General features: G+C 70.0%; 25 protein-coding genes. 15 read left to right on the forward strand and 10 right to left on the reverse strand.

The window, feature by feature from the left end:
* Window positions 1–614: 614 nt before the first annotated feature.
* The 5 genes from P2Q00_RS28490 to P2Q00_RS28505 form a co-directional block, all read right to left on the reverse strand.
* Window positions 615–866 carry an NUDIX hydrolase gene (locus tag P2Q00_RS28490; RefSeq protein ID WP_275775819.1) on the reverse strand — a complete coding sequence of 84 codons (252 nt, stop codon included), beginning with the start codon at window positions 864–866 and terminating at the stop codon, window positions 615–617.
* Window positions 867–930: 64 nt separating this feature from the next.
* Complete coding sequence (locus tag P2Q00_RS50975; RefSeq protein ID WP_369293690.1) at window positions 931–1,143, reverse strand: ClpX C4-type zinc finger protein; 213 nt, start codon at window positions 1,141–1,143, stop codon at window positions 931–933.
* Between the two features lie 96 nt (window positions 1,144–1,239).
* Window positions 1,240–3,114, reverse strand: a complete 1,875-nt coding sequence (locus P2Q00_RS28495) for an AfsR/SARP family transcriptional regulator (RefSeq protein ID WP_275775821.1) — start codon at window positions 3,112–3,114, stop codon at window positions 1,240–1,242.
* Window positions 3,111–3,914: a trypsin-like serine protease gene (locus P2Q00_RS28500; protein ID WP_275775822.1), complete on the reverse strand. Its 804-nt coding sequence runs from the start codon at window positions 3,912–3,914 to the stop codon at window positions 3,111–3,113. The genes P2Q00_RS28495 and P2Q00_RS28500 overlap by 4 nt, the downstream gene beginning before the upstream one ends.
* A complete protein-coding gene (locus tag P2Q00_RS28505) occupies window positions 3,911–4,222 on the reverse strand; it encodes a CU044_2847 family protein (protein ID WP_275775824.1) in 312 nt (103 codons plus the stop codon). The genes P2Q00_RS28500 and P2Q00_RS28505 overlap by 4 nt, the downstream gene beginning before the upstream one ends.
* A gap of 291 nt (window positions 4,223–4,513) precedes the next feature.
* On the opposite strand from P2Q00_RS28505, the gene P2Q00_RS28510 reads away from it, so the two are divergent.
* From P2Q00_RS28510 to P2Q00_RS28530, 6 genes are all read left to right on the forward strand, one after another.
* Window positions 4,514–4,885, forward strand: coding sequence for a hypothetical protein (locus P2Q00_RS28510; protein ID WP_275775825.1), 372 nt, complete (start codon window positions 4,514–4,516; stop codon window positions 4,883–4,885).
* A complete protein-coding gene (locus tag P2Q00_RS28515) occupies window positions 4,875–5,294 on the forward strand; it encodes a DUF6093 family protein (RefSeq protein ID WP_275775826.1) in 420 nt (139 codons plus the stop codon). Before P2Q00_RS28510 ends, P2Q00_RS28515 begins: the two co-directional genes overlap by 11 nt.
* 8 nt (window positions 5,295–5,302) lie before the next feature.
* Window positions 5,303–5,692, forward strand: coding sequence for an HK97 gp10 family phage protein (locus P2Q00_RS50980; protein ID WP_369293691.1), 390 nt, complete (start codon window positions 5,303–5,305; stop codon window positions 5,690–5,692).
* The gene (locus P2Q00_RS28520) at window positions 5,689–5,928 is read left to right on the forward strand and encodes a hypothetical protein (protein WP_275775828.1); all 240 of its coding nucleotides are present in this window, start codon (window positions 5,689–5,691) and stop codon (window positions 5,926–5,928) included. The genes P2Q00_RS50980 and P2Q00_RS28520 overlap by 4 nt, the downstream gene beginning before the upstream one ends.
* A 14-nt stretch (window positions 5,929–5,942) precedes the next feature.
* Window positions 5,943–6,356, forward strand: a complete 414-nt coding sequence (locus P2Q00_RS28525; RefSeq protein ID WP_275775829.1) for a hypothetical protein — start codon at window positions 5,943–5,945, stop codon at window positions 6,354–6,356.
* A 417-nt stretch (window positions 6,357–6,773) separates the two neighbouring features.
* Window positions 6,774–7,703: a hypothetical protein gene (locus P2Q00_RS28530; protein ID WP_275775831.1), complete on the forward strand. Its 930-nt coding sequence runs from the start codon at window positions 6,774–6,776 to the stop codon at window positions 7,701–7,703.
* Window positions 7,704–8,506: 803 nt separating this feature from the next.
* Here the strand turns inward: P2Q00_RS28530 and P2Q00_RS28540 are convergent.
* From P2Q00_RS28540 to P2Q00_RS28550, 3 genes are read right to left on the reverse strand one after another with little or no spacing between them, the layout of a single operon-like run.
* Window positions 8,507–9,382, reverse strand: a complete 876-nt coding sequence (locus tag P2Q00_RS28540; protein WP_275775833.1) for a phosphatase PAP2 family protein — start codon at window positions 9,380–9,382, stop codon at window positions 8,507–8,509.
* On the reverse strand, window positions 9,379–10,239 hold the full coding sequence (locus P2Q00_RS28545; RefSeq protein WP_275775835.1) for a polyphosphate polymerase domain-containing protein: 861 nt from the start codon (window positions 10,237–10,239) through the stop codon (window positions 9,379–9,381). Before P2Q00_RS28545 ends, P2Q00_RS28540 begins: the two co-directional genes overlap by 4 nt.
* On the reverse strand, window positions 10,236–10,916 hold the full coding sequence (locus P2Q00_RS28550) for a DUF4956 domain-containing protein (RefSeq protein WP_275775837.1): 681 nt from the start codon (window positions 10,914–10,916) through the stop codon (window positions 10,236–10,238). Before P2Q00_RS28550 ends, P2Q00_RS28545 begins: the two co-directional genes overlap by 4 nt.
* 147 nt (window positions 10,917–11,063) lie before the next feature.
* Between P2Q00_RS28550 and P2Q00_RS28555 the strand changes: the two genes are divergently transcribed.
* From P2Q00_RS28555 to P2Q00_RS28580, 6 genes are all read left to right on the forward strand, one after another.
* On the forward strand, window positions 11,064–11,753 hold the full coding sequence (locus P2Q00_RS28555) for a response regulator transcription factor (RefSeq protein ID WP_275775839.1): 690 nt from the start codon (window positions 11,064–11,066) through the stop codon (window positions 11,751–11,753).
* Window positions 11,750–13,135 (forward strand): HAMP domain-containing sensor histidine kinase, encoded by a 1,386-nt coding sequence (locus tag P2Q00_RS28560; protein ID WP_275775840.1) that lies wholly within the window; start codon window positions 11,750–11,752, stop codon window positions 13,133–13,135. The genes P2Q00_RS28555 and P2Q00_RS28560 overlap by 4 nt, the downstream gene beginning before the upstream one ends.
* Window positions 13,136–13,337: 202 nt before the next feature.
* Window positions 13,338–14,027: a DedA family protein gene (locus P2Q00_RS28565; RefSeq protein WP_275775841.1), complete on the forward strand. Its 690-nt coding sequence runs from the start codon at window positions 13,338–13,340 to the stop codon at window positions 14,025–14,027.
* A 69-nt stretch (window positions 14,028–14,096) separates the two neighbouring features.
* A complete protein-coding gene (locus P2Q00_RS28570) occupies window positions 14,097–14,933 on the forward strand; it encodes an undecaprenyl-diphosphate phosphatase (RefSeq protein WP_275775843.1) in 837 nt (278 codons plus the stop codon).
* Between the two features lie 110 nt (window positions 14,934–15,043).
* A complete protein-coding gene (locus P2Q00_RS28575; RefSeq protein WP_275775844.1) occupies window positions 15,044–15,421 on the forward strand; it encodes a BlaI/MecI/CopY family transcriptional regulator in 378 nt (125 codons plus the stop codon).
* A 3-nt stretch (window positions 15,422–15,424) separates the two neighbouring features.
* Window positions 15,425–16,351 (forward strand): M56 family metallopeptidase, encoded by a 927-nt coding sequence (locus P2Q00_RS28580; RefSeq protein ID WP_275775846.1) that lies wholly within the window; start codon window positions 15,425–15,427, stop codon window positions 16,349–16,351.
* Window positions 16,352–16,577: 226 nt separating this feature from the next.
* On the opposite strand, the gene P2Q00_RS28585 is transcribed toward P2Q00_RS28580, so the two are convergent.
* Entirely contained in the window at window positions 16,578–16,799 is a 222-nt protein-coding gene (locus P2Q00_RS28585) for a hypothetical protein (protein ID WP_275775847.1), read from the reverse strand.
* Window positions 16,800–17,061: 262 nt separating this feature from the next.
* Entirely contained in the window at window positions 17,062–17,238 is a 177-nt protein-coding gene (locus tag P2Q00_RS28590) for a hypothetical protein (protein ID WP_275775849.1), read from the reverse strand.
* Between the two features lie 300 nt (window positions 17,239–17,538).
* On the opposite strand from P2Q00_RS28590, the gene P2Q00_RS28595 reads away from it, so the two are divergent.
* The 3 genes from P2Q00_RS28595 (at window position 17,539) to nicT (ending at window position 19,883) form a co-directional block, all read left to right on the forward strand.
* Complete coding sequence (locus P2Q00_RS28595; RefSeq protein ID WP_275775851.1) at window positions 17,539–18,123, forward strand: 2Fe-2S iron-sulfur cluster-binding protein; 585 nt, start codon at window positions 17,539–17,541, stop codon at window positions 18,121–18,123.
* The gene (locus tag P2Q00_RS28600) at window positions 18,102–18,428 is read left to right on the forward strand and encodes a DsbA family protein (protein ID WP_275775852.1); all 327 of its coding nucleotides are present in this window, start codon (window positions 18,102–18,104) and stop codon (window positions 18,426–18,428) included. The genes P2Q00_RS28595 and P2Q00_RS28600 overlap by 22 nt, the downstream gene beginning before the upstream one ends.
* A gap of 378 nt (window positions 18,429–18,806) precedes the next feature.
* Window positions 18,807–19,883, forward strand: a complete 1,077-nt coding sequence (gene nicT, locus P2Q00_RS28605; RefSeq protein WP_275775853.1) for a Nickel transporter NicT — start codon at window positions 18,807–18,809, stop codon at window positions 19,881–19,883.
* Window positions 19,884–19,915 lie beyond the last annotated feature (32 nt).

Here is a 19,915-nt window from a genome sequence, read left to right on the forward strand (position 1 = left end):
CCTTCGGTCGCGACGGTGCGAGGGTAGAGCGGGCACGGGCGCAGCACGCCGTAATGCGTTCCGCCCGCGAGGGGGGCCGGTTCCCGTGACTTTGGGCGCCTGGGCGGGCGGCACGTCCCGTGCTGCAATCCGGTGCGGGTCACAGCAACGGACCGACCGTGATTGGCCGTTCAGCTCACGACGTGGATTGGAGTCGAGGGCGTTGTCCGGTCGCCTACCTGGAAGGTCAGATGCGTGTCTCCCTGCCTGGAAGGTTCCGCGAACGCGGCCCGCGGCGAGCCGCACGTCGCCGCGACCATCGAGGCAGCGACCGAGCAGCCGTTGAACACTGGAATGCCTAATGCATATGCCGGTGGAAAGGAATTCATGTTCTAGTTCTCCACGGTCATCCGGCTGCCGCAAGCGGTGCACACCCAACCGAGCGACTACTGCCTGCAGGCCCACCCTTCGGATACATCAGCGGGCGGAGACCTGGCGCAGACATCGGCGCGTGAACCTCATGCCGCCCCGCCGGCTGACAGAACCGTCCACTCGAGACATTGAAGACCCAGTACACGGTGGTGATGCACAGCGGCGCATGACTGGGCCAGCCCACGGCACAGGGGTGCGCCTGCTCACGTCAGGGACGCACGCGCGCAAGCCAGCCGGGAGCTGCCCGCCCCACGCTGACGTCGCTGAAGGTAGAAGTCGTCCCCCACCAGAACAACGCGGCCCTGATCGTCGAGAGCGACGACGCGGACTCCGCCATCGGCTGCGACGTGCTCGTACGCGCCGAGACTCCCATCGGGGCGGAGCACCGAGTCACGCAGCAGCGAGATGTAGGGGCCCTGGTGGATCACCTGGCTCGCCAGTCCTGTCCATCTCATGGCCGCTGTACCTCTCGGGGCTCTGTGCCGGTGACCGCCGCACGCGCTGCGTCGTGGCAGGTCATCAACGGGTGCTGCCGGCATCGGCGGATTGGGCGAGGATCTCGCTGGACCGGGCGACGCATTCGGCGCAGATCCATACGTCGGGGCCGGCGACCAAGCGGCGTTCCTCGCTGCGGGGGTGGCCGCAGAACGAGCAGCGGTCAGGCTGTTTCTTGCTCGACGCCTCACCGCTAACCGTGCACGAGCTCGATAGGTCCTGTGCCGGCCGGATCACTATCTGGGTGACATCCCCACGAGCTGGAAGTGGACCCTGTTCAAGGTGTACAAGCGAACCAAGGACGGTACCAAGACCCGACCGGCGGGGCGGCCGTCACGGCCTGTCCTCACGCATACGGCGCTCCAGATCCCGCAACGACGCGTCCGGGCTGTCCCCGAGCGCGTCGGCGAGGAGGCGTCTTGCGGCCGAGTACTGGTCGACTGCGTCGGCCTGCTGCTCGCTGCGGTGCAGGGCGAGCATGAGGAGCTTACGCCAGCGTCGGCGCTGTGGATCCTCGGCGGTCAGTTTGGTCAGTTCGGCGATGGCCTTCTCGGGCTCGCCCAGTTCGAGATCCAGCTCCAGGCGTGTTGCGAGGAGTTCCAGCCGCCATTCCCGGAGCTGTTCCCGTTCCTCCTCGGCGTCCGGGACTGGCAGTGCTTCCAGCGGGTCGCCGGTCCACAGGGCCAGTGCCTGGTTCAAGAGCCCCCTTGATTCTTCTGCCCGCCCGGCCGCGCGACTCTCCCCCGCTTGCTCTACTAGCTCCCGCGCTCGATGGAGATCGAGAGACCCAGGCGCTAGGCGGAGCAGGTAACCCGGGGGTTTCCTGACCAGTGCGTTAGGACCGAGTCGACGCCGGAGCCGCGCGACGTGGACGTGAAGAAGCGCGGTCGAAAGCGCCGGAGGACTGTCACCCCATACGGCGCGGATCAGCACGTCCGTGGGGACAACGCGCCCTTCGTGCAGCAACAACGTGGCAAGCAGGAGGCGTTCGCGCAGTGACCCGATAGTCACGGTCAGACCGTCGCGCCAAACGCCGACCGGACCGAGCATGCTGAAGGTCAGCGTCGAGACATCAACTGCCTCATCGGGCTGCAGTTGTAGCACTTGGGCCTCACGAGGGGCGGCCTCATCGGGCTGCGGTAGTAGCACTTGGGCCTCACGAGGGGCGGCCTCATCAGGCTGCGGTAGTAGCACTTGGGCCTCACGAGGGGCGGTGGGCCGGCGCAGCCCTCCGTTTTCGGCGGCGGCCCTGGAACGTTCCTGTGCCGTGTTCATCAGGGCCTCTGATCGCGAGAGACGCTGGCTGTCCTCCGAATCTAGGGCGACGAGGCCCTCTGCCGCGGCGAGACTCGACAGCGCGGTCACCGTCAGCGGATGACGGCCTCCCGCGGACGCCGCTGCCTTCTGTGCCGCTATGAGCAGTACGTCGACGGCGCGTTCCGATCGGTCGCGATCCCCGGACGCCGTCGCGGACTCACACTCGGCAAGAGCCAGTGTCACCAGCGCGGACAGTGACTTCGGGTGCTCTCCGCCGAGCAGCCCCACCAGGCTACGGGCGATCTCCGCGATCTCGTCGAGTCGGGCCTCGACAGCCGCATGCTTATTCCGGGCGCGCGCTGTCGTCGCCTTAAGCGAGGCTACGCGCAGCCGCAGTTCGAGTTGTGCTACGGGGCGGCCGTCCGACTGTGTAGAGGCGGGGGCCATACGAATGAACTGCGCGGCCCGGTCAGCGGACCTGCCCGCCGCGTCGACGTCGTTCAGCCCGAGTTCGACCGCCGCGAGATTGGCAGAGGTGATAGCCAGGGCAGTGTAGTCGCTGTCAGACCGCCGCCACGGCGTTTTGATTGCCGCAGACAACACCTGTTCCGCGGCGGTCAGTTGGCCGCGGTTCGCGAGTGCGACGGCGATCCGGTTGAGGGACCGTTGGCGGGAGCGCACATCGGTCCCTTTCGCCGTCAGACGGGACACCACCTGCCGCAGCAGCGCCTGTGAGACCTCCGGTTCTTCGAGGTCGTTTAGGAGCCCGGTGAGACCGGTGACGGCCTGGCCGAGATCCCCGATCGACAGTAACTCCGGATCGCGGGACAGCCGTTGGACCGCGTCCTTCACCTGATCACGCGCTGCTGTGTCGCCGGACTGTGCCCGCTGAGCCAGGGAGAGCGTGGTGAGCCATGCCTCAGGGACGCGCGGCTCCGGACCACCTGTCATGCGCCGCCCCCGCCCATTTCCCGTTCGATGAGCCGCTTGACGGTCAAGACCTTCAGCTCCGCGACCTGCGCCGGATCGATCAACTCGCGCTCGGCCCAGTCGTCGAGTTGGCGCAAAAGCTCCTCGGCGTCGTCGAACCGTTCACGCGTCGCGGCCTGCTGCCGGTGTCCCGACCGGGGCGGCCGGAGTACGTCGATGAGGTGCGCGACGTCGAGATGGTCGAAGCGGCGCATCGCCTCCCCGATAGTGGCGGCGATGAGCACGTTCGCAGCGCGGGAGGCGTCGGCGCGGTCCGGGGTTTGCTCAATGAGGATGCCCAGCACCGCAGGCTGCCGCTCCGTGCCCTCCGGGACGCCCTCGACGGGGCCGCCGGAGTAGCCGGAGTAGTCGCCGAGGTGCTGGTCCGTGGTCAACTGAAGGGCCTCGATGGTGGCGCCGCCGACGCAGTGGTGGCGGGCCGTACCACTGACGAGGCCGCTGAGGTGGATGTCGGCCACAGCGGGGCGGTAGGGGCCGCGCCAGCGGTCGCCGTCGCGGGCGCGGTCGGCCGCGGGGATCGGCAGGCTCACGCGATGGCCGGCGGCGATCTCGATGAGCGCCATATCCGCCTCTTTGTCCTGTCGGCAGAACCGGCCGTCGACCCGCTCGCCATCGGCGAGTTCGATGTCGACCTGTTCCTCGAGAGCCAGGTCGCGCAGGCAGTGCAGCGCCGTGAGCACGAACCGGCGCGTGAGCAGGAAACCGCCGCCTAGCCGCTGCCCGGCCCGGTGAAGGTCGACCCAGTAGTCAGTTGCGGTCACGGTGTCCCCAGTGTTCGCTCCACGGTGAGGGTGACCTCGAACGAGGCCTCGGCCGACGCCTTGGACAAGATGACGCCGGCCTCGGCAGCCAGAGTCAACCCGAAGGTGACGTCCAGACTCTTGACCTGCCAGCCGGCGCGCTCGGGCACCTGGTCCAGCGACCGCTGAGCGATGGCCGACGCCTGGACGATGGCCTCCTCGATCTCGGCAGCACGCTCGCCGAGCGCGGCGGTAGGGCGGGCTCTGCTCGCGATCTGTCGCATTCCCGCGGCGTCGAGCGCCACCGTCTCGACCCTGATGTTGGCCATGACCGTTCTTCCCCCGTGTACTAGACGCCCTCGACGGGGCGAAACCTGATCTCAACGGAAGGATATCCGGGCAGAGTTGGCGCAGACGAGTGCTGCGGAGACAAGTGAGCGCAGCGACGCCCCCCGGCGCGGGGCAGGAGAGGCGGCGGAGATAGCCATCCGAACACTACTCGGGCCCGATACAGCGCCTCCGCCTCCTTGGCATAGGCGTTCTCGATCGCCTGGCGCTTCAACTTCAGTGAGTCTCAATGACGCAGGGAGGCTGCCCTTGGCACACCTAGGGTCGAGGTCATGAGTGTGAACGAGGACTCCCGCCGTGTACGGATCGCCGCCGCCCCCGGAGACGAGACAGTCATCGAGATCGACGGCCACGACGTGGCCCATGCGGTGGAGGCGTACCGGATCACGCAGACCGTCGACGAGGGGCCCGAGGTCACTCTGTACGTGGCGCAGGGCTGGAAGGGCATGCAGTTCGAGGGCCTAGCCGAGGTGCTCGTGGAGCCGGCCGACGTACGGCACGTCGTCATCGGATTCCTCGACAGCGTGGACTGGCAACAACTCGACGATGCGGCGCTCGGCCGCGGCGACCTGGACGGGAAGCCGGGTGAGCTGACGCGTGGTGTACTGACGCAGCTGAGGGAGTGGGCTGCGGGTGCCGCTTGATCAGACGGGCATAGCCCGGTTCGCAGAACGTCACCTCATGCCGGACAGAGTGAAGATCACCCGCAGTCGCGGCGAAGACCGGCTGGACCCAGAGACTGGTGATCTGGTCCCCGCCCCGCCTTCCCGCGTGTACGCCGACAGGGCTGGCCTGTATGCGCACCAGGAACGCATCCGCGGCAAAGGCAGCCACGACGGAGCCTGGCTGGAAGAGGTACGGCCCGGCTACCGAATGCTGCTGCCGCTTGCCGCCCCGGAGCTGCAGGAGGACGACTCCGTCCTGGTCGTCGAGGCCCGGGACGAACAGGCGGTTGGCCGCACGTACCGGGTGACGGCCCTCGGTGAGGTTTCCTCGTTCCCTGTGCTGCGGACGGTGTGGCTGGAGGAGCACAACCGGAAGGCCGTCCCGTGAGCGGAGGCGTGTTCACGGACGCGGGAGCGTTGGCTTCGGCTTTGGACCGCGGGGCGCAGCGTTCGCTGTCGGCCACGGAGACGGTCATGCGTCACAGCGCCCAAGCCCTGATGAAGCGTGTGCAGCACAATGCTTCAGGGCGCCCTGGTCCCCGCGTGGTCACTGGCAAGTACAGGGCTTCGTGGACGAGCGACGTGCACCGCGCGGGCCCCGTTGTCGTTGGCGAGGTGGGCACCGCAGCACGGCAAGCTCGGCGTCTGGAATTCGGCTTCGTCGGCGTCGACAGCCTCGGCCGGCACTACAACCAGCCGCCTTATCCGCACCTCGGACCGGCTGTTGACCAGACGGGGCCAGCACTGGTGCGGGCTCTCGGGCACGCCGTGACGGAGGCATTGTGAGTGCGCTGACCGTGGACATGGAGCAGTCGCTCGCGGCGGTCCTGGCCGAGCACGAGCGGGGCATGCTGGCCCGCGCCGTTGTCATCGCCGAGCTTCTGGACGACGAAGGCGAGCGATCGCTGTCCGTGCTGACGACTCCCGGCATGCCGGAGTGGGATGCGCTGGGCCTGTGCCGCTACGGCGCGCTGTCCATCGAAGGGCCCACTGCCGCGTTCTTCACCGAGGCCGGCGAATGATAGACCGCGCGCCAGTGTCCGAGGCGCTCCAACACCTGATCGTGAAGGCGACGGGCCGACTGTGTGGCCTCGGCGCGCTGCCGTTGGTGAACGGGAAGCCTGCCGAAGTGCCGTACACGGTGCTGTATCCGCTCGGCGGACCGGTGGGCGGTGCGCCGCTGGCGGATGCGTCGGAGGATGCCGAACTCGTGTATCAGCTGACCTCGGTCGCGGTCCGAACCGATCAGGCGGAGTGGATGGCCGACCGGGGGCGTCGAGCCGTCCTGGAGCGCGCGCCGTCGGGCGCCTGGCGGTATCCGCTGAAAATACCCGGAGTTGATGTCTGGGGGCGCGAGCTGGATGCCGACGACGGCACGGACACCACTGCCTCCGCCCAAGGCGTGGTGACCAGCTCGCAGCGATATCGGCTGAGCGCCACCAGTAGGTAGGACCTGACCCTCCTGCCACTCGACCATCAGGGGCCCCACCTGTGCGGCGGTGGCTGAATCGCACTCTCTCCTCTGCTCCCTTCCGCCCCCTTCTCGTGTCACTGGTGTCACGTTTCGTAGGGCAGACACCCCCATGGGATCGGTTTTGGGGAAGGCCGCCGATGCCCGTCACGTTCGCTCTCGTCCACAGCGCGTACGAGTCAGGGGAGGCACATCATGGTGCGGGCTTTGATGAACCGGCAGAAGCACGCGAGCCTGGGGAGACGGGTCGGCGTAGGTGTGGCGGCGCTGGTGGGCGGACTGCTCCCGCCGATGGTGGGCGCTGACAGCGCGGCTGCGCAGCCGAATCAGCAGACGAGCTTCTCTACTCCTGGCGTGTTCACCTTCACGGTTCCCGGCAATCGCACTGACGTGAAAATGCTGACCATCAGGGTCTGGGGCGCCGGTGCCGGTGGGGGCGGCGGGGCCGGTGCGGGCGGCGGAGGCGGTGGCGGAGGTGGCGGCAACGCCCTTCTCGCGCTGGGCGGCGGAGGCGGTGGCGGCGGTGGTGGGGGCGGAGGAGGCGCCAGCGGCGGTGGCGGAGGCTCCGGCAGCTTCGTGAAGTGCACCGAGGTACTTGTCGGCGGCGTGACCTTGACCGTCGTGGTGGGGGCGGGGGGAAGTGTCGGCGGCGCGGGGGCCGGCGGAAATGGCGGGGCCGGCGGCAGTGGTGGCGGTCCCTTCGGTGGCGGTCCCGGCAGCGCAGGCGGCTCCGGCTCCCTCGGTGGGTCTGGTCAGGACAGTTCGGTAGGCCTCACCACGGTGGACCTGGCGTTCGCCTCCGGCGGTGGCGTCGGTACCCGGGCCCCGACGGGCGGGAGGGGTGGTGGCGGCGGCGCTGCCGGCGGGGCCGGCGGGCTCGGCGGTGGTGGGGGCGGCGGCGGTACCGTCACCGGATCCGGCGGTACCGGCGGTGGCGTATCACGGTGTCTGGGTATCCCCACCGCCGCGCTGAACGGCAATAGCGGCAACGCCGGTGCCGTAGGCAACTCCGGTACGGCCGGCGGCAGTGGCGCAAGCCAGCAGAGCGGCACAGGTGGGGCCGGCGGCAGTGGTGGCACCGGCGGCGGTGGCGGCAGCGGCGGGACCGGTGGTGTCGGCATCACCGCCGACGGGTTCACCTTCGGTGCCGGCGGCAGCGGTGGCGGTGGCGGCATGGGTGGCATCGGCGGTGCTGGTGGCACCGGCGCCACCAGCGGCGGTGCTTCGGCCGCCAATGGGGCTGCCGGTAGTGCCGGGGACAACGGCGTGGCCGGAATCGTCGGCGGAAACGGGGCCGTCGTCATCGACGTGACGCCGGTTCCCTGACCTGGGACCGGGTGTCCGCAGAATACGCCATGTACTTGCCGGCGTCGTTCGGTTCTGCCATCAAATGATCTCGTTTCCTCGTCGGTGGGGGTCCGGTATTCCTCGCTGGGGCGGGTGGTGCGTCGGCGGGCGATGAACGCGCGGTGGCCGTTGATGACTTCTTCGGGGTAGACGGCTGACGGTAGCGTCGGTTATCGGAACTCGCGGAATGGCCCGAGTGTTCGTCACCGGACCAGTCCGTCGATCTGTCGATCGCGTAGGCCGCTGTCCGTCCGGTCGGTCAAACCGCCGTTCGACTTCGAGGCAAACAGGCAACAAGTAGGTTCGTTCCGCTTCTTCGCGCTCATACACGGCGAGGTGATGAGCAGCTCCGACGCCCGCAGGGGCCCGCCTACGGCCCACCCCTCACAGCACCCTGGCCGCCCATCACCGGCACTGCGCCGATGCGGACAGCCTCGGGGTGAACTCCACACCCCTCCGCGACGGGCTCGCGCTCGGCTGGTTCTGCGAACTCGAGCTCCCCGATCGCGTAGTCGGCAGCGAACCCGCGCGCCGTCATGCCCTCGCTGGCCAGATCGGCGGCCAAGGCGTCGCCCCTGCGGTTGCGTACGAGGAGCGCGACATTGACGCCCCGACGGCCGAGCTACCGTGCGACTGCGATTCCCAGTCCGGAGCCCGCTCCATGGACGGGATGGTTGTCCTTTTCTCTCCTGCGTGCGGCACGGTCAGGTCGGGCCCGATTCACGGTCGCGCCCGGAATCCAACCCTGCCTGCCCCACCGATCCGTATCCCTCAGAGCAGTCCTATGCGGTGTGGCCGCTGGTGGTGAGTACGTAGTCGCCGACGAGGTCGCCGAGGAGGGCGCCGGCGAGGATGTCGCTGGGGAGGTGGCCGGCCATGTAGAGGCGGGAGTAGGCGACTTCGGCCGCCATCCACTGGTACTCGGAGGCGCGCTGCGGGTTGAGGTTGCTGAGGTAGGTGACGGCGGTGGCGGAGAGGGCGCCGTGTTTGGAGGGGTAGGAGCAGGGGCACTTCGCGCCGGCCTTGATGTGCTTGTCGGGGCGCAGGGAGGTGTCGAGGACGTAGGGGGCCGGGCTGTTGTACCGGGCGACGAGCTGCTTCGTGATCGTCTTGGAAAGGGTGAAGGCGGCCTTGAGCTGCGTCTTGTCGGTCTTGCCCTCTGCGGCGGGAAGGAGGTCACGCTGGTCGTGGAGGTAGACCTTCCAGATGTCCTTCTTGCCGTAGACCTCCAGCCAGGTCGCGGCCTTCTTGCCCGCCGCAGTGCGGGTGCGGGCAAGTGTCTGGACCTGCTTGAGCTCGGCGGCACGCGCTGTGCTGCTGGGCGGGGCGGGGATGTGGGCTTCGGCCCAGGTGGTGAAGGCGTGGTCGTCGCGGGTGGTGCCGTGGGCCTTCTTCCATTGGGCGAAGAGGGTGTCGGCGGTGTGCTTCTGGGCCGTCAACTGCTGGGCGATGTGGGCGATTTGGGCGTTGGTGAAGAGGGCGGGCGGGGGGTTCTGCTTGACCTGGTCGGTGGCCGAGAGCTTGGTCTTGGCCGAGGCGGCGGGCGTGGCGTCGGCGGTGACCAGGGGGCGTACGAGCCCGAAGGTGGCGGCTGCGACGGCGGCGACGGCGATGACGGGGTACTGCCATTTCACGCGGCGGGCGGCAGTGGCTTTCATGCGGCGGTGGTCCTTCCAAAGGCGTGCGAGGGTGTGCTGGTGGTGAAGTAGGTCCGGGCGATGCGGCGGAAGTCGTTGCCGGGGAGTCCGGGTACGAGCAGGGAGAGCCCGATGGCGTACTTGCTCACGGAGACGGGCCGGGTGCCGAGGTCGAGCAGGAGCCGGTCGGCCGGGGCGGGGCGCAGGCCGCCCTTGGTCTCGACGAGGACGTGACCGGGATCGAGGGCGGTGGTCCCCTCGTCGCGGTGGCAGGTGAGGAGGGCGTCGAGGGTGACGCGGGTGCCGCCTTCGAGGTCGGCCAGGGCCGCCCGGTGGTAGCGGATTTCGCCGGCCGGGGTCAGATCGGTGGCCGGGACGGAGGTGATCCCTGCCCGGCCGAGCATGGCGGCGACGAAGTGCGTCGCGGCGCTGTCGAGGCGTCCGTAGGCGTCGGCCTCGGTGCCCAGGGCGTGCTTGACGGTGGCGCCGCGGCCGTCCTTGGTCTTGACCTCGACGCGGCACAGTCCGTCCTCGGCGTAGAGCCGGGTGCGTACCTTCCACCGGCGGCGGCGGCCCTGGACGTGGGCGTGCCAGGCGGCGAGTTCGGGAGTGTCGAAGTAGGTGCTGCGGTAGTCGGTGGTGCGGCGGCCCGCGATGTCCAGGACCCGGTGTGTGGCGGCGAGCGCGGTCACCAGCCGTGCGGCCACGGCGAGGGGGACCAGGTACTTGCGGTCGACGCGGTGCTGCAGCGCGGCCGCCGCGTCGACCTCGGCGAGGGTGGCGCCTGGCAGGCGGGACAGGCCCAGGGTTTCGGCGAGCGATTGCGGTCCGGGCGCGGTCGGTGTCGGGGCGTGCAGGACGCTCGTCGCGGGCGTCATGCGGGCTGCCGTTCCGCGGTACGGGGGGAGCGTGGCGCGTCCGGGTCGATCTCCTCGGGCATCTCGGCCTCGGCCGGGTCCTGGAGGGGGAAGCGGACGGAGACGCGGGTGGTCTCGCGTACGTAGTCGACCTCGTCGACGGTCACCGACAGCGGCGGGGCGCCGAGCCGGGCGGCGACGTCCAGCCGGATCTCCGCGGGGTCGCGGTAGACGCGGTCGAGGGTGACGCGTACCACGCGGGTGGGCCGGTGCGCGGAGGGGTCGTCCACCAGGGCGACGGCGATCAGCAGCAGGACGTCGAGGGCGACGATCAGCCAGGTCTGTCGCTGAGGCAGTCCGCTGGCCAGGCCGATGACGAGGGCGACGAAGGTGTAGGCGACGTCGCGGAGGGTGAAGGCGGCGCTGCGCAGCCGGACCATGGACAGGATGCCGAAGAGTCCGAAGCCGACACCGGCAGGGAACTTCCCCGCGGTGATCGCGGTCATCGCGGCGAGGAGCCCGAGGTTGAGGGCGGTCAGCACCAGCGGGATCTCAGTGACGGAGCGGCGGCGCCGGTAGAGCCAGCCGACCAATATCATCAGCACGATGACGTCGAGCCCGGCCCGGGTGATCATGTCCGTCGCCGTCAGATGCGCCGAGAGCCCCTTCGCCGCGAGCAGCGATATCTGGCTGTGCATGCTTCTCCTCCCCAGCGGACACGGTGATCGATCCGCTGCAAGGTGAAGGACGCTAGGGATTTCACATGAACGCACCATGAAGGTTGAGATGACGACGAGCGGTGGCCGGTGTCCGGGGCCGCCCGGATCCCGCATACCCTTCACGCCGTGCACTTCTTGGTCATCGACGATGAGATCCGCCTGGTCGAGCTGATCGTCCGCTACCTGCGCGAGTCCGGTCACACCGCCGACAGCCGCCACGACGGCCCGGGCGGGCTCGCGGCTGCCCGCGACCCGCGGGTGGACGCGGTCGTACTGGATGTGATGCTGCCCGGCATGGACGGGGTGGAGGTCTGCCGCACCCTGCGCCGCGAGGGCAACAATGTGCCCGTGGTCCTGCTGACCGCCCGCGGCGCGGTCGCCGAGCGGGTCGCCGGGCTGGACGCGGGCGCCGACGACTACCTGGTCAAGCCCTTCGCGATGGAGGAGCTGCACGCCCGGCTGCGCGCGATATCCCGCCGCCGTCCGGGCGCAGACGGCCTCAGCGGTCTAGACAGCCGCCTGGAGGTCGGCGACCTCGTCCTGGACCCCGAAGCGCAGCGCGCCTGGCGGGACGGCACCGAACTGGAGCTGTCCAGGCGGGAGTTCGCCGTGCTGCAGGTGCTGATGGAGAACGCCGGGCTGGTGGTCAGCCGCACCCGGCTGCTGGACGAGGTGTGGGACGGCGAGTTCGACCTCCGCAGCAACGCCATCGACGTCCACGTCTACAAGCTCCGCACCAAGGTCGACAAAGCCTTCGGCCGCAGTGACATCACGACGCTGCGCGGCCGCGGATACCGGCTGGAGACCGCGCCATGACACCGCCGCCCGGCCGCGCACCGCGGTGGTGGCGGCCGCACCGGCTGCCCATCGTGCTGCGGCTGCTCATCGCGGTCGCCGCCGCGATGTCCGTCGTGCTGACCGGAGCGGCGGGCCTGGTCTACTGGCGCGTCGAACAGGCTCTGGACCAGCAGCTGAACGAGGACCTCGCCAAGTACCGCCGCGGTCTCAGCACGGCCCTGCGCAGGGACGGAACGCTACCGCAGGGACCGGCCGGAAGCCTCTACCAGGTGATCGACGCCCGTGGCCGGATCACCATGGCCAGCGACGGCCAGCACACGACGCCGCTGCTGACCGCTGCCGAGCTGCGCGCGAGCAGGGCAGGGACGACCGTGCGACACGACATCGGGCGTCTCCTGCCGATCGAGCCGACCTCGCTCCGGCTGGAGGCCAAGCGGGTCCGCCTCCCGGACAGCACGACCGTGGTGGCCGTCGCGGCGATCCAGCGCGGCCACCGCGACGAGGCGCTGCGCGAACTCCTCGGCCAGCTCGCCCTCGCCGCCGGCCTGACGCTGGTGGCCGCGTCGTATGTCGGCTACCGCACCGCCCGCGCCGCTCTCGGCCCGGTGGAACGCTACCGGTCCCGCGCGGCGACCCTGGCCGACGGCGCCTCCGGCCTGCGCCTGCCGGTCCCCGACGACCGTGACGACGAGCTGACCCGGCTCGGCCACACCCTCAACCGCATGCTGGACCGCCTGGAAGCCGCCGCCGAACGCGAGCACCGCTTCATCGCCGACGCCAGCCACGAGCTGCGCACCCCGCTCGCCCTGCTGCGCGCCGAGCTCGACGTCGCCCTGCACCGCCCCCGCACCGCAGCCGAACTCACTGACACCCTCAGGGCGGTCGACGCCGAAGTGCAACGGCTGGTCGACCTGTCCAACGCCCTCCTCGACCTGGAGGAACTCGGCAGCACGCAGCACCTCACCCGCAACCCGGTGGACCTGGCCGACCTGGTGAACGCCGCCCTGGAGCGCCACCGGGGCGCCGCCGAGCGCGAGCACCGTACCCTGAGCGCCGACATCACTCCCGCGACCGTTTCCGTGGACGCCCGCTGGATCGGGCCTGCCCTCGGCAACCTCCTCGGCAACGCCCTGCGCCACGGCGCGGGCGACATCCGCGTCACCGCCGCCGTCCACGAGGGGCGGCTCCGTCTCGCCGTGGCCGACGAGGGGGCGGGCTTCCCCGTCGGCTTCCTGCCCCAGGCTTTCGACCGCTTCAGCCGGGCCGAAGCCAGCCGGACCACCCCGGGCTCCGGCCTCGGCCTGGCCTTCGTGGCCGCCGTCGCTGCATCGCACGACGGCATTGCGCGGGCCGAGAACACCGGACGCGGCACCGTCGTCACCATCGAATTCCCCTGCTGACCTCCGTTCCCCGGAACGCGCCTGCGCACCCACGGGGCGAGGCCAAGAGTTCACCCATACGGGCTTGGCGGGGTCTCGGCCGATCCTCTACAGTCGCACCGAACTTCTACGTGATGTAGTACTACCCTCTGTTCTCCGCGCACCCCTCTCCGGCCGCCCGCTCGCGACGGCGGGGACGGCCGCTTCGGCACACAAGGACCCCATGCCCTCCCACCTGTGGGCCGCCGTACCACACACCGCGGTACTGGCCCTGAACCCGCTCGACACCACGTCCGTGCTCACCAGCCTCGGCGCGCTCGGCGTCTTCGCCGTGCTGTTCGCCGAAACCGGCCTGCTGATCGGCTTCTTCCTGCCCGGCGACTCCCTGCTGTTCACCGCCGGGCTGCTGTGCACCACCACGACCGCGGGTGTGCGCCTCTCCCTGCCCGCGGTACTGGCGGCCGCCGTGGCCGGGGCACTGCTCGGCGCGCAGACCGGGTATGTCATCGGCCGACGGGCCGGACGCCCGCTGCTGGAACGCAGCCGCAACCCGCACCTGACCCGTGGCGCGGCCCGGGCGGAGGAACTGCTGGCCGGCTACGGGCACGGCAAGGCCATCGTGCTGGCCCGCTTCGTGCCCGTGGTGCGTACCGTCCTCAACCCGCTCGCCGGGGCTCTCGGTGTCCCGGCGCGTACGTTCGCCGTCTGGCAGGTCGCCGGCGGGCTGCTGTGGTCGGTCGGGGTCACCTTGGGCGGCTACCTGCTCGGCTCCACCGTCCCGAGCGTCGACAAGTACCTGCTGCCCGCCGTCGCGCTGTTGGTCGTCGTCTCTCTCATTCCCGTAGCCCTGGAGGTGCGCCGCCACCGCCGTAGCGCCGCGGCCGCTCCGCAGCCCCCGGGGCCCGTCGCATGACTCGCGCCGCCTCCGTCGGTACGGCGTCACCGCTGCAGTCATTCTTCGAATAGCGCAGGGACAGGACCAATGAGTGCGATCAGTGTCGGACAGGCCGCTGTGCTCGGAGTCGTCGAGGGGCTGACCGAGTTCCTCCCGGTCTCCTCCACCGGCCACCTCAAGATCACCGAGGGGCTGATGCACATCCCGGTCGACGACACGGCCGTCGTCGGCTTCACGGCCGTCATCCAGGTCGGGGCCATCGCCGCCGTCCTGCTCTACTTCTTCAAGGACATCGTGCGCTTCGCCGGCGCCTGGGCGCGCGGCATCACCCACCGCGACGCCCGCCACAGCCACGACTACAAGTTCGCCTGGTGGGTCATCTACGCCACCATCCCGATCGTGGTCGTAGGCCTGGCCGCGAAGCCCCTCATCGAAGGCTCGCTGGCTTCGCTGTGGGTGGTGGCCGGCTCCCTGATCGTCGGCAGCGGCTACATGTGGGCGGCCGACCAGATGGGCCGGCACAAGCGCGGCGAGGACGATGTCACGGTCAAGGACGCGATGATCGTCGGCTGCTCGCAGATCCTCGCCCTGCTCTTTCCCGGCTTCTCCCGCTCCGGCGCCACCATCTCCACCGCCCTCATCCGCGACCTGGACCGGGTCGCCGCCACCCGGCTCTCCTTCTTCCTCGGCATCCCCGCCCTGACCGGCGCCGGCCTGTACGAGCTCAAGGACGCCCTCGGCACCGGCGCGGGCGCCGCCCCGCTGGCCGTGGGAACGCTGGTGTCGTTCCTCGTCGCGTACGCGTCGATCGCCTGGCTGCTGAAGTTCGTCGCCAAGCACTCCTTCAACGCGTTCGTGCTCTACCGGATCATCATCGGGCTGGTGCTCTTCGGCCTGCTGGCCACGAACGTGCTCAGCGCATAAGAGCGACACCGGCCTGAGCTCATACTGGCCTGAGCGCCGGATTCGCTCTCTACGTCTCGTAGTAGTTTGGGTGTCCAGCCCAGTCCGCGTGCGGAAGGAGCGACAGCACAGTGAGCGATCAGGCAGCGGCAGGCCGGCGGGCGCGCGGAGAGCTGGAGAGCGAGGTGCTGGCGGCCCTGTGGGCTGCCGGTGAGCCGGTGGCGGCAGGCGCGGTGCGCGAGCAGCTGCACGGCGATCCCGCCCTGACCACGGTGCTGACGATCCTCACCCGCCTGCACGGCAAGGGCCTGGTGACCCGGGAGCGGGCGGGGCGCGCCTACCTCTACGCCCCGGTGCGCGACGAGGCGGCGCACACGGCGGCCGGGATGCGGGCGCTGCTGGAAAAGGGCAGTGACCGGGCCGCGGTGCTCGCCCGGTTCGTCTCCGAGCTGGCGGCGGAGGACGAGCAGGTGCTGGAGCGGCTCCTGCACGGACACCAGGGGGATTGACGCGTGCGGATCGACGTGTACCTGCCGCTGCTGCTGAGCACGCTGTTCGCTGTGGCGGCACCGTGGGCCGTCCGCAGACTGCCGCCCCGCGCCGCCACGTGGCTGCTGACCTGCACCGCGGTGATGGCGGCGGGCACCTGGGCGACGGCGCTGGCCCTGCTGGCCTTCACCCTCGTGGGCCAGATACCGCTGGTGGCCTCCGAAGGGCCGTGGTCGGCCGGGGTGCTGGCGGCGAACGATCCGGTGCACCGCCCGGTGGCGCTGATCTGCGCTCTGGTGCTGCTGGCGTCCGTGGCGGGGCTGACGGTGGTGTCCTGGCGACGGGTACGGATGCTGGTCGACGGGTGGCGGGAATGCCGGGAGCTTCGGGCGGCCGGGGATCTGGCCGTGGTCGACGACCCGGTACCGACCGCGTTCGCGCTGCCCGGGACGCCGGGCCGGGTAGTGGTCTCCTCCGGCATGCTGCAGGCCCTGTCCGCCGACGAACGACAGGCCCTGCTCGCCCACGAACGAGCGCACCTGCGCCGTCGCCACCATCTGTTCCTGCTCGTGCTCCAACTGACGGCGGCCGTCCATCCCCTGTTGCGCCCGCTCGCCCGGGAGGGCGCCTTCACGGTGGAACGGTGGGCGGACGAGGAAGCCGCCGCCGAGGTCGCGGACCGTACCCTGGTGGCCCACGCCGTCGCCCGCGCTGCCCTGGCCACGAAAAGGGCACCGCAACGCGCCCTCCCGGCCACCGGCGGCCCGGTCCCGCGACGCGTGCAAGCCCTGCTGATTCCGCCCACGCCCTTCCGGCGGGGTCCGGTGCTGGTGTGTGCCGCATTGACGCTGGCCTGTTGCGTGAGCCTGGCCGAGGCCGCCCACGACACCGAGCTGCTCTTCGAGAACGCCATGCACACCAGCGCCGCCACCCGCGAGCAGCCGCGCTGAGTTCCGCGGCCACGTCCGCCAGCCGCTGGTCGCAGCGCAGTACCGCCAGCACGATCGCGGCGATCCTGCCGGGCGGCCGCGCCGACCACCGCGAACCGATCTTCTTCACGTGCCGGCGCAGCAGGTCGGCGAGGAAGGCCAAGGCGGTACTCGACAGCGGCAGGCGGGCTGCGTAGACAAGGCCGTCAGGGCCCTCGACGACGTTGTTGTTGTTTCGCACAGACCCTCAACTACCGCCGGGGGCCCGCACGTTACACCCGCCGCGGGGGTGGCCATTACGGGCGGTGAACCGGCCGTCGGCCAGTTTGCGCAGCCACCCGCGGTCGGCGAGCTTGGTCTTCCCGCGCGGCGGCTCCAGCCTTCCGCGCACCGCCACATCCGGGCCCACCTCGGCGCCGACGTCCTTGACCTGCATCGGGCCGCCGGCGGCCCGCACGACGGCCCCCATCTTCTGGTAATCGCCGGGCGGCGCGCCCTCGTCGGCGACATCGCCGTGGTGCGGGACCAGGCACCGCCAGACCTGCGACCTGCGGCTTCACGATGCACTGCGCTCACTGACCTTCGCCAGCGTCCACGACCGTACGCAGTACCCCTCCAAGCCCAGCTCAGAACGTCCCTGACCTGCGCCGTACGGCCGATCACCACCCGGCGGTGGCCCGGGCCGAGGACCACCTGCGCCTGCTTGCCGCTGACCCGTCGGCGATGAACGTCTAGAGGTATCCCTCTCCCTGCTGCGCAGGGGCGGGGTCGACGGATGTGCCGGGCGGGCTCGACGGTGTCGCCGCAGGGACGGTCGAGTTCTGCCCGCGTCGTGCCATCAGTACGGCCGCCGTGCCGGTGAGCAGGGTCCCGATCCCGGTGGACAGCGCACCCAGTGCGTTGATCACGTCCGATGTACCGCTGGCCTCAGGCTCGGGAGGCGCCCCGGACGCGGAGCTCGGTTCGGTGGTCGGTTCGGAGGAGGGCTCTGTGGTCGGTTGGGTGGTGGGCCGGTCGGACGGCGTAGCCGAGGAGGAACAGCCGCTGCTCGGGCCGCACTTCGCCCCGCCGGCTGGAGCCGAGGCTTGGTTGAGGATCAATGCGATCAGCCCCGCGCAGAACAGGGCGACACCCAGGGCAACGAGCGCCCGGTAACGCGAACGACCGCTCAACAAGGCCGACTTGGGTGACATACGCACGCACGAACATTGCCACGGCTGCTGCACGCGGACAACATCCACTCGTCGCCGCGCCTCATCGAGGACCGCTTCCATGCCCTCGTCACCCGGCACGCTCCCGACGTCGCCCAGGCCGACGAGGCGTTCCTGTGCGGGCCGGCGGAGATGACCGACGCAATCCGCACGGCACTCGTCGGCCTCGGCATGCCCACCGACCGTATCCATGCCGAACGCTTCACCGGCAGCGCGCCCACACCTCCCGAGGCGGAGCCGAAGGCGACCGCCGCGCGCGAGGTGACCGTCGTTGACCCGGGCGCGAAGACCACGGTCCCCGTCCGCTCCGGCGAAACCGTCCTCGACGCCGGGCTGCGGGCGGGACTGGACCTGCCGTACTCCTGCCAGGAGGGCATCTGCGGCACCTGCCGCGCCAAGTCCACCGGCGGCCCCCGTACGACTCGACGAGTGCGACCTCGACCCGGCCGAGATCACCGCCGGCTACGTCCTGACCTGCCGTACGCGCCCCGTGGACGCCACCGCCGTCATCGACTTCGACCAGGCGTGAGCGGTGCCACCGTGCGTGTGATCCTGGAGGCATGGAGATCGAGGTCCTGGTAGTGCCCGGCTGCCCCCACCGGCAGCTCGTCGAGGAGCGACTGCGCCTGGCGCTGGACGATGCCGGGCTGGATGTCACGGGCTTCACCACACGGGTGGTCGCCGACCAGGGCGAGGCCGAGCGGTGCGGCCTCACGGGCTCGCCGACGATCCTGATTGACGGCTGTGACCCGTTCGCCGAGCCCGGCACCACCCCGTCGCATGCCTGCCGCATGTACCGCACCCCGCACGGCCTGGCCGGCGCGCCCGAAGCCGAGCAGCTCCGGCAGGCTCTGGCAGCGGCTGCGGAGGACGGCGGCCGGCTGTAAGCCGTATCTCCATCGGGCCCCGGGCGGCGCTCGGTACTGCACGGTCACCGTCGACGGGCACGCCGATCCGAACGCAGCCGTGCACTACCGGCGCTGTGGCGCCCGGCAGTTGTGGGTACACGAGCCAGGTCGCCGGCTCCGGGAACGCCTCGACCAGCACACTTTCCGTCTCGCTGACTGAATCCGGACGCCGGCTTTACCGCCATCGACTTGTTCTTGCAACTCATGGGCAGAAACCTGAAGGGTGCGGCTGAAAACAGCCACTCGCCCAGCAGTAAGGCCCACGTCCCCATGACCTCCGCTCCCGATGCCACCTCCGCACGCCCGGCCGTCCCGGGCGCCGGAGGCGGTTTTTCGTGGCACCGCATCCGCACGTCCATGACCCGTAAGGAATGGGCGAGCCTCGGCGGGATGGCCGCGTTCATCCTGGCGCTGCACGTCATCGGATGGTTCACGCTCGTTGCGGTCGTCGCCCCTGAGCACTACAAGTTGGGGACGAAGACGTTCGGGATCGCCATCGGCGTCACTGCCTACACGCTCGGCATGCGGCACGCCTTCGACGCCGACCACATCGCCGCCATTGACAACACCACCCGAAAGCTGATGAACGAGGGGAAGCGACCGCTGTCGGTCGGCTTCTGGTTCTCCCTCGGCCACTCCTCGATCGTCTTCGCGCTCGCCTTCCTGCTCTCCCTGGGAGTGAAGGCGCTGGCCGGGCCCGTGGAGAACGACAACTCCACGCTGCACAGCGTCACCGGCTGGATCGGGACCATGGTCTCCGGGACCTTCCTCTACGTCATCGCGATCATCAACATCGTGATCATGGTCGGCATCTGGAAGGTCTTCCGGCAGATGCGCACCGGTCACTTCGACGAGGCCGCCCTGGAGGAGCAGCTCAACAACCGCGGTTTCATGAACCGGATCCTCGGCCGCGTGATGAAGTCGATCACCAAGCCGTGGCAGATGTACCCCGTGGGCCTTCTCTTCGGTCTCGGCTTCGACACCGCCACCGAGATCGCGCTCATGGTCCTCGCCGGCTCGGGCGCCGCCTCCGGCCTGCCCTGGTACGCGATCCTCTGCCTGCCGATCCTCTTCGCGGCCGGTATGTCGCTGCTCGACACGATCGACGGCTCGTTCATGAACTTCGCCTACGGCTGGGCCTTCTCCAAGCCGGTCCGCAAGGTCTACTACAACCTCACCATCACCGGCCTGTCCGTCGCCGTCGCGCTCATCATCGGCACGGTCGAGCTGCTGGGCCTGGTCGCCGAGAAGGCGGACCTGCACGGCCCGTTCTGGGACTGGGTCTCCGGCCTCGACCTGAACATCATCGGCTACGTCATCGTCGGGCTGTTCTTCGCCACCTGGGCGGTGGCCCTGCTGGTGTGGAAGGTCGGCCGTATCGAGGAGAAGTGGACGGCGGGGCTGGCCCAGCCCGCCGAACAGGGCGCCGAGTAAGGCCGGTCGCGGCGCCTCGGTCTCCCCTGCGG

Origin of the sequence: Streptomyces coacervatus, assembly GCF_029223485.1 — a bacterium.
GTDB classification, from domain to species: domain Bacteria; phylum Actinomycetota; class Actinomycetes; order Streptomycetales; family Streptomycetaceae; genus Streptomyces; species Streptomyces coacervatus.

Excerpts from the sequence above, each read along its gene's own strand:
- nicT (WP_275775853.1), top strand. The coding sequence starts at position 18,807 with ATGACCCGTAAGGAATGGGCGAGCCTCGGCGGGATGGCCGCGTTCATC.
- P2Q00_RS28565 (WP_275775841.1), top strand. The coding sequence starts at position 13,338 with ATGCCCTCCCACCTGTGGGCCGCCGTACCACACACCGCGGTACTGGCC.
- P2Q00_RS28530 (WP_275775831.1), top strand. The coding sequence starts at position 6,774 with ATGCTGACCATCAGGGTCTGGGGCGCCGGTGCCGGTGGGGGCGGCGGG.
- P2Q00_RS28545 (WP_275775835.1), bottom strand. The coding sequence starts at position 10,239 with ATGACGCCCGCGACGAGCGTCCTGCACGCCCCGACACCGACCGCGCCC.
- P2Q00_RS28495 (WP_275775821.1), bottom strand. The coding sequence starts at position 3,114 with ATGACAGGTGGTCCGGAGCCGCGCGTCCCTGAGGCATGGCTCACCACG.
- P2Q00_RS28490 (WP_275775819.1), bottom strand. The coding sequence starts at position 866 with ATGAGATGGACAGGACTGGCGAGCCAGGTGATCCACCAGGGCCCCTAC.
- P2Q00_RS28560 (WP_275775840.1), top strand. The coding sequence starts at position 11,750 with ATGACACCGCCGCCCGGCCGCGCACCGCGGTGGTGGCGGCCGCACCGG.
- P2Q00_RS28510 (WP_275775825.1), top strand. The coding sequence starts at position 4,514 with ATGAGTGTGAACGAGGACTCCCGCCGTGTACGGATCGCCGCCGCCCCC.
- P2Q00_RS28505 (WP_275775824.1), bottom strand. The coding sequence starts at position 4,222 with ATGGCCAACATCAGGGTCGAGACGGTGGCGCTCGACGCCGCGGGAATG.
- P2Q00_RS28585 (WP_275775847.1), bottom strand. The coding sequence starts at position 16,799 with ATGGGGGCCGTCGTGCGGGCCGCCGGCGGCCCGATGCAGGTCAAGGAC.
- P2Q00_RS28550 (WP_275775837.1), bottom strand. The coding sequence starts at position 10,916 with ATGCACAGCCAGATATCGCTGCTCGCGGCGAAGGGGCTCTCGGCGCAT.
- P2Q00_RS28540 (WP_275775833.1), bottom strand. The coding sequence starts at position 9,382 with ATGAAAGCCACTGCCGCCCGCCGCGTGAAATGGCAGTACCCCGTCATC.
- P2Q00_RS28600 (WP_275775852.1), top strand. The coding sequence starts at position 18,102 with ATGGAGATCGAGGTCCTGGTAGTGCCCGGCTGCCCCCACCGGCAGCTC.
- P2Q00_RS28570 (WP_275775843.1), top strand. The coding sequence starts at position 14,097 with ATGAGTGCGATCAGTGTCGGACAGGCCGCTGTGCTCGGAGTCGTCGAG.